The sequence below is a fragment of the Ruegeria pomeroyi DSS-3 genome (genome assembly GCF_000011965.2).
Lineage (GTDB): Bacteria > Pseudomonadota > Alphaproteobacteria > Rhodobacterales > Rhodobacteraceae > Ruegeria_B > Ruegeria_B pomeroyi.
Window position 1 is genome coordinate 788,889 of record NC_003911.12, and the last position, 14,801, is coordinate 803,689.

Here is a 14,801-nt window from a genome sequence, read left to right on the forward strand (position 1 = left end):
TCTTACCAGCGCGCGCCGGGATAGGCGCGTTGCAGCCATTGCATGCTGGTCAACAGATGGCCCAGATGCTCGGTATGCATGCGCCCGTCGCGGCCGCCCTTGTGGGCGAAACCCGATTTCGGGATGCTCAGCGTGGCGGCCTTCATCACCTCGGTCAGGATCGCGTCGTAATCGGCGCGCAGGCTGGCCGGATCGGGGGCGATACCCGCCGCGACCATCTCGGCATCGACCGCGTCGCCTTCGAACAGCTCGCCCACATAGGGCCAGAGGTAATCCAGTGCCTCTTGCATGCGCGCATGGCTTTCCTCGGTGCCATCCCCCAGACCGATCACCGTGTCACGCGAGCGCTCGACGTGATAGGTGACCTCTTTCATCGCCTTCTCGGCGATGGCGGCGACACGTTCGTCCGCAGAGCCCTTGAGCCGCTCAAGCATCAGCTTGTGCCAGCTGTCGAACAGGAACTGGCGCATCAGGGTACGGCCGAAATCGCCGTTGGGCACCTCGACCAGCAGCGCGTTGCGGAAATCCCAGGCGTCGCGCAGAAAAGCCAGGTCATCGGCGCTCTTGCCTTCGCCCTGTACCTCGCTGGCAAGGGCCAGCCACATCTGCGTCTGGCCGATCAGGTCCAGCGCCGTGTTGGCCAGCGCGATATCCTCTTCCAGCACTGGCGCGTGACCGCACCACTCGCTGACCCGGTGGCCCAGGATCAGGGTATTGTCCCCCATCCGCAGCAGGAATTGCAGGAAAGCTTGGTCGCGGGTCATTACATCGCCCCCACTTCTTCGGGAATGTCGAAGAAGGTCGGGTGACGATAGACCTTGCTTTCGCTGGGCTCATACAGCGGACCCTTGTCACTGGGCGAGCTGGCGGCGACATGCTGTGCCTCGACCACCCAGATGCTGACACCTTCGTTGCGGCGGGTATAGACGTCGCGGGCGTTCTTGATCGCCATTGCCGCGTCGGGGGCGTGCAGGCTGCCGACATGGCGGTGGCTCATGCCGTGCTGACCGCGGATAAAGATTTCCCACAGGGGCCATTCGTTTTTCATCAGTCGATCTCCTCCTGACTGGGCGCGGGGCAAGAACCCGGTGGCATTACCCCGGAGCCGCGCGCTGCGATGCTTTGCGTTTTGTCTTCGGTCTTACTCGGCCGCCATGCGGGCGGCCGCTTTCTTGCGGGAATGGGCCAGCAGTCCGTCGCGCACCCATTGGCCGTCGTCCCAGGCCTTGCGGCGGGCCGCCAGGCGGTCGGTGTTGCAGGGGCCGTTGCCCTTGATCACGTTGAAAAATTCCGACCAGTCCGGATCCGAGAAATCGTAATGGCCGCGCGCCTCGTTCCAGGTGATGTTCGGATCCGGCAGCTCAAGGCCCAGATACAGGATCTGCGGCACCGTCTGGTCCACGAACTGCTGGCGCAGCTCGTCATTGGTCTTGACCTTGATCTTCCAGGCCATCGACTGTTCCGAATGGATCGAGTCCTTGTCCGAGGGGCCAAACATCATCAGTGCCGGGAACCACAGCCGGTTGACCGCGTCCTGTGCCATCTTCTTCTGCTCGGGCGTGCCGAAGGCCATCGCCATGATCGCGTGATAGCCCTGACGCGCGTGAAAGCTCTCTTCCTTGCAGATGCGGATCATCGCGCGGCTGTAGGGCCCGTAAGAGGTCCGCTGCAACGCCACCTGGTTGATGATCGCGGCGCCGTCGACCAGCCAGCCCACCGCGCCGATATCGGCCCAGTTCAGGGTGGGATAGTTGAAGATCGAGGAGTATTTCATCCGGCCTTCGTGCAGCAGGTTGATCAGGTCGTCCCGGCTCTCGCCCAGGGTCTCGGCGGCGGAGTAGAGGTAGAGGCCATGGCCCGCCTCGTCCTGCACCTTGGCCAAGAGGATCGCCTTGCGCTCCAGCGTCGGCGCGCGGGTGATCCAGTTGCCTTCGGGCAGCTGGCCCACGACCTCGGAATGGGCGTGCTGGCCGATCTGGCGGATCAGGGTGCGGCGGTAATCGTCCGGCATCCAGTCCTTGGGCTCGATCTTGATGTCATTGTCGATCTTGTCCTGGAACGCGCGTTCCTCGTCGGACATGTCCTCGCGGGATTTCACACCATCGCTGGCGGTCTTGATCATCTGCGCATACATTCGGGCTCTCCTCCCTTACACACGTTCCAGGATCAGGGCGGCGCCCTGTCCAACTCCGACGCACATGGTGCAGAGCGCATAGCGCCCGCCGGTGCGTTTCAACTGATAGGCGGCGGTCATTACCAGACGCGCACCCGACATTCCCAGCGGGTGGCCGATGGCGATGGCGCCGCCGTTGGGGTTCACATGCGGCGCATCATCGGCAACCCCCAGCGCCCGCAGAGTCGCCAGACCCTGCGAAGCGAAGGCCTCGTTCAATTCTATCACATCCATCTGCCCGATGGTGAGCCCCGCGCGCGCCAGAACCTTGCGGCTGGCGGGAACCGGGCCGATGCCCATCACCCGCGGCTCGACACCGGCGACCGACATGCCCACCACGCGCGCGATCGGGGTAAGGCCGTTTTTGACAGCAGCAGCCTCGCTCGCCATCAGGATCGCGGCGGCACCGTCATTGACGCCCGAGGCATTGCCAGCGGTCACGCTCTTGTCGGGGCCGTTCACGCCCTTGAGCTTGCCCAACTGCTCGGCAGTGGTGCCGGGGCGGGGGTGTTCGTCGGTATCTACAACGATCGCATCGCCCTTGCGCTGCGGGATGGTCACGGGGGTGATTTCGTCGCCAAAGACGCCGGCGGCGTGGGCGGCGGCCCAGCGGGCCTGGCTGCGGGCGGCAAATGCGTCCTGATCGGCGCGCGAGATATCGTAATCCTCGGCCACGTTATCGGCGGTCTGCGGCATCGAGTCGGTGCCGTACATCTCGTGCATCTTCTTGTTGACGAAGCGCCAGCCGATGGTGGTGTCATAGACCGCATTGGCGCGGGTAAAGGCGCTGGTGGCCTTGGGCATCACGAAGGGCGCCCGGCTCATGCTTTCGACACCGCCTGCGATGGCCATGTCATAATCGCCGGCCTTGATGGCGCGTGCGGCCATGCCGACCGCATCCATGCCGCTGGCGCAGAGCCGGTTCACCGTGGTGCCGGGCACGTCGACCGGAAGCCCGGCCAGCAGCGCGGCCATGCGGGCGACGTTGCGGTTGCTTTCACCGGCCTGATTGGCATCGCCATAGATCACATCGTCAAGGCTGGCCCAGTCCACCTGCGGGTTGCGCGCGACCAGGGCGGCCAGCGGCACCGCGGCCAGATCGTCGGTGCGCACCTGGCTCAGGGCGCCACCATAGCGTCCGATCGGGGTGCGCTGTGCATCGCAGATGAAGGCGTCCATAAGTATTTCTCTCCGTCTCCTGCATCACCATTAGGTGACCGATTGGTCGGGTAATACGCGGGAAAATGATTCGCGGCAAGTTAAATGTAACAGATGGTGATCATGATTATAATTTCGGTAACATATAAGGGGGTGCAAACCCGGGCCGCGGACGGCGCCAGAAAATTCGACGAATTTTCTGGGCAAATTTTCTGCGAAAATTTGGACGCGTTGCCTGTTGCTCAGACGCGGTCGCTCAGCACGCGCCGGATGATATCCGCGCGCCGCAAGCCGCGTTCGGCCAGCTCCGCGTCGCTCAGGGCGGAGAGCGCATTGATTTGGCGGATCTTGGCGTTTGCCTCGCCGACGCGGACCAGTGCGTCGAAAATGCCCGCCAGAATGTCCGCCAATGCATGGGGCAGGGTGACAAGCGAGCGGAAGTGAAGGGTCGATTGGGCCATGACGCAATCCCGATATCTGGGCAAACTGAACTGGTCGGCTCTATAAGCCAGCCAGCCCCGAGAAACCATGTCACGGAGTTCATAGCCGCTGTGCGGCAGATGCAAATCTGCGCCGGAAACCCTTCTTTTGCGGGCGATACGCTCAGGCCTTGAAGGCCTCGTCCACCGGCACCTGCATCCCGGTCACCATGCCGTTGGTCTGCATCGCCATGCCAATCACGGCCAGCAACTCGCCATATTGCGCCTGCGTCATGCCCTTGGCCCGCGCCGCCGCCGTATGGGAATGCACGCAATAGGCGCAGCCATTGGCGGTCGAGACGGCGACATAGATCAACTCCTTGACCAGCGGGTCAAGCGTGCCGGGCCCCATCACCACCTTGAGTCGCTCCCACGTCGCCTGCAGCAGGGCCGGGTCATGTGCCAGGGCCCGCCAGAAATTGTTGACGTAATCGGTGCCGCGGGTGGCGCGGATGTCGTCGAAGACGGCCAGCGCCTGGGCGCTGGCCTCCTCGTCACTCAGCAGAGGGACAGTTGCCATGGATCAGACCATGGCAAAGATGCGGGCAGGCCCGCCCGAGCCGCCGCGATGATTGGGTGCGCCCACAATCAGGGTGGCGCCGCTGGCGGGTACCTTGTCGAGATTGGCCAGGTTCTCGATGCCATAGCGGTTGGTCGGCAACCAGGCGTAGTGGGTGGCGAAATCGGCTGAGGGACCGTGATCGAGCGACAGCGTATCCACCGCCATCGCCACCGCGCCGGTCTCCTCGATCAGCATCTGCGCTGCCTCGACATGGAAGCCGGGGAAATGCATCTTGCCTTCGCTATCGGCGTTGCGATAGCCGGCGCCGCCGGTCTTGCCAGCCCAACCCGAATGCATCGCCACGCAGGCCCCATCCGGGATCGGGCCATGGGCGCTGATCCAGGCCTTGAGGTCATCGGGCGTGACTTGCGCATCGGCGTCTGCCGCCGCCTTTTCATGGATATGCACGACGCAGAGCGGGCAGACCAGGTTGCCAACGGGGATTTCGTCCACCGACTGGCCATCCGCCGAGAAATGCAGCGGCGCGTCCACATGGGTGCCGGTATGTTCGTTCAGCGTAAGCGTGAACAGGTTGAACCCGTGTTCCTTGAAATTGAAGTTCTGCACCGCCTCGATCCCGGGCGCCCCGAAATAGGTGGGGAAATCGGCGTCATAGACATGGGTCATGTCCCGCACTTCGCCAATGCCGGCGGCCATGGCGGGGGGCGCCGCCACAGAGCCAAGCGCCGCCCCGGCGGCGACCACCGCCCCGGTGCGGAACAGATCCCGGCGGCTGAGCATCCGGTCCTTCACGGCATTCATTACGCAAATATCACACATATGTCGTCTCCCTGTCTGGTGGTGATCCGGCGTCTGCTGCGCCCTGTTACCAGGGCCTAGCCTAGCATAGTTACTTTGGTTTCGGGCCAAGTCTTTGGTGCTGGCCGCGCTGGTGGTCACATTTGCGTGCACCCCCGCGTTGCACCCCGCGCGCGCCGGTCCTAGGGTTGGCACATCAAGGCAGGGTGAAGGCGATGGCGGGACAGACCGAACAGGTTTTGAACGGGGTGCTCGAGGATATCGAGCATGGCCGCCTGGGGCCTGGCGATCTGCTGGAAGAGGCCGCGCTGACCGAGCGGCATGGCGTGTCGCGCACCCCTGTGCGCGAGGCGCTGATCCAGCTGGAAACCCAAGGCCTGATCCGGCGCCTGCCGCGCAAGGGCGCGGTGGTGTTCAAACCGACGCTGGAAGAGTTTTTGGCCATTCTCGAAGTGCATGCCCGGCTGGAGGGGCAGGCGGCGGGGCTTGCCGCGCGGCGCATGAATGCCACGCAGGCGGCCGAGCTGGAGGCGGTGGTCGCTGCCTGCGAGGCCCATGCCCGCGACAAGGGCGATGGCGATCCGTTCGGCTATTACCGGCTGAACCTGAGGTTTCACGAGACCGTCGCGCTGGGCGCGGGCAATCCCTATCTGGTCGAGATGATCAAGACCCATGCCCGCAAGCTGCTGGCCTATTACCGGGCGCGTTACAGCTATCCCGGCTCGATCCCGGCCTCGGCGCGCGAACATCGTCAGATCGCCACGCTGATCTTTGATCGGCGGCGCGAAGAGGCCGAGGCGGCGATGATCCGCCATGTGCAGTTCGATCAGGTGACGGTGATGGACCTGCTGGCCGCGCTGGGGTGATCCCGCTGCACGGCGGCGCAGAGCGCGCTGTCGGGATTTGAGTATTTATGACCAGAAAGAAGCGGCAGGCGGGTGCCGTTCCTAGCGCTGGTGCGCCTGTTCGAAGAAGCGCGCGACGCTTTCGGCAAAGGCGGCCATGTCCGATCGCTCGGAAAGCGAGGCCAGGGCGCTGGCGCAAGCTGCTTCCCCCAGTTCCTCGGCCATTTCCTCGGTCAGGGCCTCGACAAAATCATGGGTCATCTCGGGGTGGTGCTGGGTGGTATAGATATGCTGGCCAAGCACGAAGCCGGTGACCGGGCAATCCGGCCCCTCGGCGATCGCGCGCGCGCCCTTGGGCAGGGCGGTCACCTGTTCCATGTGGCAGCCATACAGCCTGACCTCGTCCGGCAGGTCGCGCGTCCAGTCGGGGCGATCCAGCATCCGGTTGCGGGTCAGCCCGTGCACCCAGCCGCCCGGATTGCGCCCGATGGTGCCACCCAATGCCAGCGCGATGGCCTGATGGCCAAAACAGGCGCCAAAGACTGGCAGGCGGCGGGCGTGCATATCCCGGATCAGCTGGAGCAGTTGCGCGATCCAGGGCGCGTCATCCAAGGTCGAGGCGGGACTGCCGGTGATCATCGCGCCGTCGATCCCGTCCAGCGTTGTGGGGAAGTGCCCGTCCTTGACCACAAAGGCTGAGGTGGTCCAGCCGGGCCGCGCCAGCCCGATCAGCTCGGCGAATTTCTGGTCGTCCTTGGGGTGGCGTTGGGCGAAATCGCTTTCGTCGGTGTTTGTCATCAGGATCGCCAGGTGCATGATTTTCCCCGAGAGATTTTCGTCTGTATATTTTCGTTTACATATTTAGAGCCTCTTATAATATACATATGTTCGTGACATGAGGGAAGGTGAAAAACATGACGGTCTGGACCCCCACCGATGACGGCTATGCCGATCTGACCAGCCATGACGCCTTTGCCGGGGGCGCGCCGCACAACACCTTTGCCCGGTTGCGCCGCGAGGATCCGCTGCACTGGACCGAATATGCCGATGGGCAGGATTTCTGGTCGGTCACCCGCCATGCCGACATTGCCGAGATGAACAGGAACACGGCTGTTTTCTCCTCGGCCCGCGGCATCCGGATGGAGGATCAGAGCTATGAGGAATACCTGGCCCGCCGCACCTTTCAGGAGACCGACCCGCCCGAGCACAGCCAGACCCGGATGCTGCTGATGAAGGCCTTCTCGCGCACCACCATGGCGCAATACGAGGACGACATCCGGGCGATTTGCGTCGATATTCTGGACGAGGTGCTGGACAAGGGCACGTTCGACGCCACCAAGGAGATCGCGCGCCAGTTGCCGATGCGGATGCTGGGCCGCATCGTCGGCCTGCCCGATGCCGATCTGCCCTGGCTGGTGGAAAAGGGCGACGCGCTGATCGCCAATACCGATCCCGATTTCACCACCCATGTGCTCGACAAGCTCGACACCGACGAATACCGGATGATGCCCTTCAACTCGCCCGCCGGGGCCGAGCTGTACCTCTATGCCAAGGACCTGATGGAGCAGAAGGACAAGGCCGGCGATACCTCGGGCGTGCTGCACATGATCCTGCAACCCTCCAAGGATGGTTCGGTGATCAGCGATACCGAGTTCCGCAACTTCTTCTGCCTGGTGGTGGCGGCGGGCAATGACACCACCCGCTATTCCATCGCCGCCGGTATCCAGGCCATGTGCCACCAGCCCGAGTTGCTGGAACAGATGCGGGCGGGTGGCGACATCTGGGAGACTGCCCCGGACGAGATCATCCGCTGGGCGACGCCCGCGCTCTATTTCCGACGCACCGCGCTTCAGGATCACGAGATGCATGGCAAGACGATCCGGGCAGGCGACAAGGTGCTGTACTGGTGGTCCTCGGCCAATCGCGACGAGACGGTGTTCGACGACCCGTTCCGGGTCGATCTGTTTCGCAACCCGAACCGGCATCTGAGTTTCGGCCAGGGTGGCCCGCATGTCTGCCTGGGCATGTGGCTGGCCCGGCTCGAGGTCAAAGTGCTGTTCCAGGAGCTGGCCAAGCGGTTAAGCTCTATCGAACCAGCCGGACCGCACAGGTTCCTGCGCTCGAATTTCGTGGGCGGGATCAAGGAACTGCCGGTCACCGTCCGCCGCGCCTGACCCGGCACCAGAACAGGCTCAACAGGGAGGAGCCCCGACATGAAAGACAGATTGCGCGCGATGTTCTGCGACCATCTCAGCGTGATGCGGGGCAAATACCTGCCCAATTCCAAGATCGCCGACAGTTCCACCCGGTTCTGCCGCTCGACCTTTGGCGTGCACTACGACCGCGACCTGCTGGACGCACCCGGCGCGATGATGAAGCAGGGCCTGCCGGATATGGAGCTGAAATGGGTGCATGACGATATCCGCGACAGCTGGCACAGCGGTACCAAGGTGGTGCTGGGCGACCTTTACGATGATCACGACCAGCCGCTGCCGCTCTGCCCGCGCGGGGCGCTGAAACGGGCGGTGGCCGCCTGGCAGGCGCACGGTCTCAGCCCCAAGGTGGGGATCGAGCTGGAATGTTTCGCGCTTCAGGCCGACGATAACGGGCGGCTGGTGCCCTATGACGCGCCCGGCGGCGTGGTCTATGGCACCGGTCCCTTTGCCGATCCGCTGCGGTTCAATGACCGGATCTGGGCGATGGCCGAGGAGATGGGATTCTCGCTCGACATGATCACCGCCGAGTTCGACAGCCCGCAGTTCGAATATACGCTGACCTTTGACGATGCGCTCAAGGCGGTGGACGATATCGTGCTGTTCCGCCTGATGGCGCGCGAGATCGCGCTGGAATATGGCATCGTGCTGACCTTCATGCCGAAACCGATCGCCGAGGCGGGCGGATCGGGCATGCATATCAACTTCTCCTTCCAGGACGAGACGGGGGCAAATGCGCTGTCCTCGGGCCCGCGCGGTGGGCCCGAGCATATGAACGATCTGGCGCGCGGCTGTCTGGCGGGCCTGTTGCACCATCACAAGGGGCTGGCGGGGCTGATCGCGCCGACCGCCAATTCCTACATGCGGCTGCAACCCGGCTCGCTCTCGGGCTATTGGCAGAACTGGGGCGGCGATCATCGCAACGTCACCACCCGCATCAGCTCCGAGGGCGGCGCCAAGGCGCGGCTGGAACACCGGATGGCCGATGCCTCCGCGAACCCATATACCGCCGTGGCCGCCGTGTTGCAGGCGGCAAGGTTGGGGGTCGAGAACGGCCACACCCTGCCGCCGATGGAGACCGGCGACGGCTTCGATCAGACCGATGCCAAGGAGGGCACTGCCATCGACCTGGCCGGAGCGGTCCGCGATCTGGAACGCGACAGCGTACTCACCGAGGCGGTGGGCGCCGAGCTGGTCGCCAACCATGTGTTCATGAAACAGAAGGAAGTGCGCAAGACCCGCGACCTCGAAGGTGATGCGCTGCGCGATTTCTATGTCTATTTCATCTGAGGAGCTTGCCATGCGCGTGACCTGGAAACTGGCCGACGGCCGCGAAATCGCGGCCGAGGTCGCCCCCGGCCTGTCGCTGATGGAAGCGGCGCTGGCCAACAACGTGCCCGGCGTGATCGGCGAATGCGGCGGCTGCCTGAGCTGTGCAACCTGTCACGTGGTGGTGGATGCGGCCTGGTCCGAGCGCACGGGCGCACCGGGCGAGTTCGAGGATGCCATGCTCGACATCACCGCAGCCGAGCGGCAACCAAGGAGCCGCCTCAGCTGCCAGATCGAGGCGCATCCCGATCTTGACGGGCTGGTGCTGCACGTACCCGAGGCCTGACATCTGCGAACACCTGTCCAGCGTGCAGGCCCATCCCTTTCACTTTGCCGAAAATACGCCCGCCGCAGGCACCCAGGCCCGGCGGCAGGCGCCTCGTGGCCCGGGGCGACCGCCGCATAAGACTTGCCTTTTCGCCCTTCAATGAACAGGATGCGCCCAATACGAGCAAAGATGAGGCAAGGCAGTGCCCGAAACAAAATCCGTCGCCGCAGAGTGTCTGGGCGTCAAGGTTCCGGCCTCCCGGTTCCTCAACGAAACCCGGATCGAACGCATCAACGCCGCCCGATACGAGGGGCAGGAGATCGCCGGTGCGCTGCATGTCACCGGCCCCAAGGACGTGGTGCTGGAAATCGGCGCCGGGCTTGGCATTGTCGGCGCGGTGGTGGCCAAGAACGCCAAGCCGAAATCGGTGACCTCGTTCGAGGCCAATCCCGAACTGGTGCCCGAGATCGAGGCGCTTTATGCGCTCAACCGGCTGGGCAAGAAGATCAGCCTGCGCAACCAGATCCTGATCAGCGCGCCGGACCGGCCCGAGAGCATGCCGTTTCATATCCGCAGCAGCTATCTCGGCTCGTCTCTCCTCAACCCGACCGAGCGGCCCTCGACAGTGGTTGACGTGCCCACCGCCGATTTCGCTGAGGTTTGCGCCGAAACCGGCGCCACCGTTCTGATCATGGATATCGAGGGGGGCGAACTGGAGCTGCTGCGTCACGCGGATCTGAGCCAGTTCCGCGCCGTCGTGCTGGAGTTCCACCCCGAGGCCTATGAGATCGCCGGCATGCGCGAATGCAAGGGAATCCTGAACGCGGCCGGGTTCGAGAAGGTGAACGAGAAATCTACCCGCACGGTCTGGACCTGCCTGCGCCCTGACAGCTGACTCTAGGCTGCGCCGGGATAGCCCGGCGGGCAGAACCCGCCGGTGCGCTGAGTCAGGTCGAGCGCGGCCTCCTTGAGGGCGGCGCGCACCCGGGATTTCAGCTCTGCCGTCATCCGCGAGACCGGTGCCGCCACCGCCAGCGCCCCGATCGGGCGCTGATCGGCGCCAAAGATCGGCGCCGCGTGGGAATGCACATCCGCCTCGAACCCGCCTACCGATTCCGCGACGCCGCTTTGCTGTGCCTCGGCCAGCGCCTGGCGCAGGCGCGCGGGGTCGGTCTCGGTCTGCGGTGTATGCTTGATCAGTGGCGCAGACAGGGCGTGTTCCACCACCTCCTCGGACGAGAAGGCGAGAAAGGCCAGGCCCGACCCGGTGGCGTGCAGCGACAGGATCTCGGCATCCTCCATCGCCACCCGGGTGCCGTGGTGGCTGCTATAGGCATGGGTCAGCGTGGTCAGCTGCCCGTTGCGCTGGATCGACATATGCGAGGTCTCGCCGGTCTCGTCGCACAGGCGCCGCAGCACGTCGCGCGACACCGATAGCAGCGGCACCGCCGCCTCGCGCAACGCCGCCAGCCGCAGCACTTCGGGACCCAGCCGATAGGCCCGGTCGCCGTTCATCTGTTCGACGAATCCCGCCGCCTGAAGCTCGGTCATCATCCGATAGACCGTCGCCTTGTTCATGCCCGACAGGCGCGTCAGCTCGCTCAGGCCCATTTCGAGCCGCCCGTGGTTGAACAATGCCAGCAGGGACAATGCCTTGGAAACCGTTCCCATCCTGCCCTTCCGTCACCGATCTGTGCGAAACAGGGGTGTTTCGCGATTTCAGGGCGCCTTTTGGCAGAAATAGTTGACAGATGGTAGTCTCGCCTGTCAATCTGTATTTAAACCGCAGGTTCAAATAATGAACCAATCCTGCGGAAGAGTACCGAACAGGGAGGACAACATGACGATCAAGACCAAGATCGCGGGCGCCTTTGCGACCGCAGCGATTGCGCTGACTGCCGGAATGGCAGTGGCGGAATATCCCGAAAAGCCGGTGAACTTCATCGTGCCCTGGCCGCCGGGCGATCTGGAGGATGTGCTGACCCGCATGATCGCCGACGATTTCCAGGAGAAATACGGTGTCGCGGCGGCCGTTGTGAACAAGCCCGGCGGTGGCGGTGGCCCCTTCCCGGGCGCCATCGAGGTCGCAAACGCGCCCGCCGACGGCTATACCATCGGGTCTTTCGTGATCGGGGTGCCGGTGATGGGCCACCAGATCGACATCGCGCCGCTGACGCCCGCGAAATTCGATCCGCTGGGGATTTTCCTGACCTATCCCTTTGTCATCGCCACCTCGGGCGACGCGCCTTACAGCAGCATGGCGGAACTGGCCGAATATGCGAAATCCAACGAAGTGGCGCTGGGCCATTTCGGCGATGTGCTGACGCCGACGCAGGTGACCAAGGCTTTCGCCAAGAATGCCGGTTTCGAATGGGGCTCGGACGCGGCCTTTGACGCGCTCGACTGCAACACGCTGGCCTCGGGCGACGCGGATGTGATCAACACCACGCTGCAACTGATCCTGCCCTGTCTCGACAGCGTCAAGGTGCTGACCTCGATCACCGACCAGCGCATCCCGCTGGTGCCGGATGCGCCTGCCATCGGCGAGCTGGACGCCGATCTGAACATCGCGCTGTGGAACGGGCTGTTCGTGACCAAGGACACGCCGCAGGACGTGCGCGACAAGATCATCGCGGTGGCCAAGGAATCGATGATGAGCGAACGCGCCCAGGCGGTGGCCAAGGAGACCGGCGCGCTGGTCTATTGGCAGGACGCGGGCGACAGCGCCGCGCGCATCGAGAATGACATCGCCACCATGGCCCGTATCGGCGGCCTGCTGGAATAACCCTGACCGGGCCGGGGCCGCGTGCCCCGGCCTCTTTCTCTGCCGGAACCCTGCCACATGCCCACCGAACGCGAGCGCCGCTTTGTCGGTCCCCGGCGCGCCCAGCTGATCTTTGCCCTGTTCTTTGTCGTGGTCTCGATCCTGCTGCTCAGCCAGATCGGCAGCCAGACGAAATGGGTCGAGAAATCCAAGCTCTTTGCCCAGCCTCGGTTCTGGCCCGCGGTCGGCCTGGGGGGCATGGCGGTGCTGGGTACGATGCACCTGTACCTTTTGCCCTGGCGCAAGGTGACCCGCTATGACTGGTGGGAGCTGCGCAAATGGACGCAGGTTCTGGAGTTCGCGCTCTGGTTCCTGGCCTATGTGCTGCTGGTCCCGATGATCGGCTATCTTCCGGTGACGCTGGTCTTTGTGCCGCTGCTGGCCTGGCGGATGGGCTATCGAGACCGGCGGATGCTGGGCCTGTCGGTCCTGTTCGCGGTTGCGGTGGTGGTGCTGTTCAAGGGGCTGTTGGGCGTCAAGATCCCCGGCGGCGCGATCTACGAATACCTTCCCGGCGCGTTGCGCAGCTTCTTTATCCTGTATCTCTGATGGACCTGCTTCTTTCCGCTCTCGACATCCTGATGCGCTGGGACGTGGCGCTGGCGCTGCTGACCGGCTCGGTCGGAGGCGTGCTGATCGGTGCCATTCCCGGTGTCGGACCCGCCGTGGCCATCGCCATCCTGCTGCCGGCCACCTTCTCGATGGACCCGATCGTCGGGCTGACGGTGCTGTTGGGCATCTATGGCAGCTCGATGTATGGCGGCGCCATTCCCGCCATCCTGATCAACACGCCCGGCACCGCGGTGAACGCGCTGACCACCTATGACGGCTATCCGATGACGGCGCGCGGAGAGCCGCGCCGGGCGCTGAGCCTGGCCTATTCCGCCAGTTTCTTCGGCGGCATCTTCTCGGTGATCTGCCTGATCCTGTTTGCACCCGTGCTGGCGCGGGTGGCGCCCTATTTCGGCAGTCGCGAGATCTTTCTTGCCGCCCTTCTGGGGATCATCCTGATGGTGGTGGCCCATCGCGGGCAGACACTGATCGCGGGCGCGCTGGCGGCCTTTGGCATCTTCATCCAGACGATCGGGCTAGAGCCGGTGAAATACACCTCGCGCTATACGTTCGACCAGCCGTTCCTGTCGGGCGGCATCAACCTGATCGTGGTGGTGCTGGGTCTTTTTGCGCTCAGCCAGGCCTTTGTCCTGCTCACCTCGGAGGATGAGAAAATCCGCATGACCCGCCTGCGCGGCGGCATGTTCCAGGGCCTGCGCGAGTTGGCGCGCCACCCGCGCGTGGCGACCGTTTCGGCCAGTTTCGGCGTCGTGATGGGGATGATCCCCGGCGTCGGCGAGTTCACCGCGCAGTTCATGTCCTATACCTATGCGCAGCGCTCGTCCAAGCGGCCGCAGGATTTCGGCAACGGCTCTTCCGAGGGGCTGATCGCCGCCGAGACCGCCAACAACGCGGTGCCCGCCGCCGCCATGGTGCCGCTGCTGGCCCTGGGCATCCCCGGCGAGGCGCTGACCGCAATGATGCTGAGCGTGTTCTACGTGCATAACGTGGTGCCCGGCCCGGGCCTGTTCCAGAACCAGATGGATTTCGTGGTGGCGCTTTATCTGTCGCTGCTGATCCTCAACGTGCTGGTTCTGGTGTTCCTGCTGTTCGCCACCCGCTCGCTGATCCAGGTGGTTCGGATCCCGAACCGCTTTCTGGGGGTCTGTATCCTGACGCTCAGCTTTGTCGGGGTCTATTCGCTGCGCAACTCGGCCACCGATTGCGTGATGGCGGCGCTGTTCGGGGTGCTGGGCTATGTCTTGAAACGCCTCTCGATGCCTTCGGTGCCAATCATCCTGGGCATGGTTCTGGGCGGCATCATGGAGGTCAAGCTGCGCGCCGGCATGGCCCGCGTCAAGGAACCGCTCGATTTCATCGACCGCCCGGTCGCGTTCCTGCTTTTCCTCGCCATCGTGCTGGTGCTGATCGGCCATTTCCGCCGTGTGCTGCGCGAGCGGGCCGAGATCAAGGCCGCCGAACGGGGCGCGCTGAAATCGGGGCACCGGTTCGGCCAGATGCTGGGGCGGCGGCGCGGGCGCTTTGTCAAGGACCGGTTCAAGCTGGTGCGCGCCCGCCATGCCAAGCGGCTGCGCGCCCTCAAGGACCTGTTCTAGGGTGCCGTCCGGTGCCCGGGCAG

General features: G+C 64.2%; 17 protein-coding genes. 8 read left to right on the forward strand and 9 right to left on the reverse strand.

Features of this window, described 5'->3' with window-relative positions; genetic code table 11:
- Positions 1 to 2: 2 nt before the first annotated feature.
- From paaC to SPO_RS03840, 7 genes are all read right to left on the reverse strand, one after another.
- Positions 3 to 764, reverse strand: coding sequence for a 1,2-phenylacetyl-CoA epoxidase subunit PaaC (paaC, locus tag SPO_RS03810; RefSeq protein WP_011046504.1), 762 nt, complete (start codon positions 762 to 764; stop codon positions 3 to 5).
- Complete coding sequence (gene paaB, locus SPO_RS03815) at positions 764 to 1,048, reverse strand: 1,2-phenylacetyl-CoA epoxidase subunit PaaB (protein ID WP_011046505.1); 285 nt, start codon at positions 1,046 to 1,048, stop codon at positions 764 to 766. Before paaB ends, paaC begins: the two co-directional genes overlap by 1 nt.
- Positions 1,049 to 1,141: 93 nt before the next feature.
- A complete protein-coding gene (gene paaA / locus SPO_RS03820) occupies positions 1,142 to 2,134 on the reverse strand; it encodes a 1,2-phenylacetyl-CoA epoxidase subunit PaaA (RefSeq protein WP_011046506.1) in 993 nt (330 codons plus the stop codon).
- Between the two features lie 15 nt (positions 2,135 to 2,149).
- Positions 2,150 to 3,352 carry a 3-oxoadipyl-CoA thiolase gene (gene pcaF, locus SPO_RS03825; RefSeq protein ID WP_011046507.1) on the reverse strand — a complete coding sequence of 401 codons (1,203 nt, stop codon included), beginning with the start codon at positions 3,350 to 3,352 and terminating at the stop codon, positions 2,150 to 2,152.
- Positions 3,353 to 3,573: 221 nt separating this feature from the next.
- The gene (locus SPO_RS03830; protein WP_051420314.1) at positions 3,574 to 3,792 is read right to left on the reverse strand and encodes a DUF1127 domain-containing protein; all 219 of its coding nucleotides are present in this window, start codon (positions 3,790 to 3,792) and stop codon (positions 3,574 to 3,576) included.
- 142 nt (positions 3,793 to 3,934) lie between these two features.
- Positions 3,935 to 4,330 (reverse strand): carboxymuconolactone decarboxylase family protein, encoded by a 396-nt coding sequence (locus SPO_RS03835; protein ID WP_011046509.1) that lies wholly within the window; start codon positions 4,328 to 4,330, stop codon positions 3,935 to 3,937.
- 3 nt (positions 4,331 to 4,333) lie between these two features.
- Positions 4,334 to 5,152 carry a cyclase family protein gene (locus tag SPO_RS03840; protein WP_011046510.1) on the reverse strand — a complete coding sequence of 273 codons (819 nt, stop codon included), beginning with the start codon at positions 5,150 to 5,152 and terminating at the stop codon, positions 4,334 to 4,336.
- 194 nt (positions 5,153 to 5,346) lie between these two features.
- Between SPO_RS03840 and SPO_RS03845 the strand changes: the two genes are divergently transcribed.
- On the forward strand, positions 5,347 to 5,997 hold the full coding sequence (locus tag SPO_RS03845) for a GntR family transcriptional regulator (protein WP_011046511.1): 651 nt from the start codon (positions 5,347 to 5,349) through the stop codon (positions 5,995 to 5,997).
- A gap of 81 nt (positions 5,998 to 6,078) precedes the next feature.
- Here the strand turns inward: SPO_RS03845 and SPO_RS03850 are convergent, their stop codons facing one another.
- Entirely contained in the window at positions 6,079 to 6,792 is a 714-nt protein-coding gene (locus tag SPO_RS03850) for a type 1 glutamine amidotransferase (protein WP_011046512.1), read from the reverse strand.
- A gap of 98 nt (positions 6,793 to 6,890) precedes the next feature.
- Between SPO_RS03850 and SPO_RS03855 the strand changes: the two genes are divergently transcribed.
- From SPO_RS03855 to SPO_RS03870, 4 genes are all read left to right on the forward strand, one after another.
- Positions 6,891 to 8,150, forward strand: coding sequence for a cytochrome P450 (locus SPO_RS03855; protein ID WP_011046513.1), 1,260 nt, complete (start codon positions 6,891 to 6,893; stop codon positions 8,148 to 8,150).
- A gap of 39 nt (positions 8,151 to 8,189) precedes the next feature.
- Positions 8,190 to 9,479 carry a glutamine synthetase family protein gene (locus SPO_RS03860; protein ID WP_011046514.1) on the forward strand — a complete coding sequence of 430 codons (1,290 nt, stop codon included), beginning with the start codon at positions 8,190 to 8,192 and terminating at the stop codon, positions 9,477 to 9,479.
- 10 nt (positions 9,480 to 9,489) lie between these two features.
- Positions 9,490 to 9,804, forward strand: coding sequence for a 2Fe-2S iron-sulfur cluster-binding protein (locus tag SPO_RS03865; RefSeq protein WP_011046515.1), 315 nt, complete (start codon positions 9,490 to 9,492; stop codon positions 9,802 to 9,804).
- Positions 9,805 to 9,988: 184 nt separating this feature from the next.
- On the forward strand, positions 9,989 to 10,681 hold the full coding sequence (locus SPO_RS03870) for an FkbM family methyltransferase (protein WP_011046516.1): 693 nt from the start codon (positions 9,989 to 9,991) through the stop codon (positions 10,679 to 10,681).
- A gap of 2 nt (positions 10,682 to 10,683) precedes the next feature.
- Here SPO_RS03870 and SPO_RS03875 read toward each other — a convergent pair whose 3' ends face one another.
- The gene (locus SPO_RS03875) at positions 10,684 to 11,457 is read right to left on the reverse strand and encodes an IclR family transcriptional regulator (RefSeq protein ID WP_011046517.1); all 774 of its coding nucleotides are present in this window, start codon (positions 11,455 to 11,457) and stop codon (positions 10,684 to 10,686) included.
- Between the two features lie 169 nt (positions 11,458 to 11,626).
- On the opposite strand from SPO_RS03875, the gene SPO_RS03880 reads away from it, so the two are divergent.
- From SPO_RS03880 to SPO_RS03890, 3 genes are read left to right on the forward strand one after another with little or no spacing between them, the layout of a single operon-like run.
- Positions 11,627 to 12,571: a tripartite tricarboxylate transporter substrate binding protein gene (locus tag SPO_RS03880; RefSeq protein ID WP_044027906.1), complete on the forward strand. Its 945-nt coding sequence runs from the start codon at positions 11,627 to 11,629 to the stop codon at positions 12,569 to 12,571.
- A gap of 57 nt (positions 12,572 to 12,628) precedes the next feature.
- Entirely contained in the window at positions 12,629 to 13,159 is a 531-nt protein-coding gene (locus SPO_RS03885; protein WP_044027907.1) for a tripartite tricarboxylate transporter TctB family protein, read from the forward strand.
- Positions 13,159 to 14,778, forward strand: coding sequence for a tripartite tricarboxylate transporter permease (locus SPO_RS03890; protein ID WP_011046520.1), 1,620 nt, complete (start codon positions 13,159 to 13,161; stop codon positions 14,776 to 14,778). Before SPO_RS03885 ends, SPO_RS03890 begins: the two co-directional genes overlap by 1 nt.
- The last annotated feature ends 23 nt before the right edge of the window (positions 14,779 to 14,801 follow it).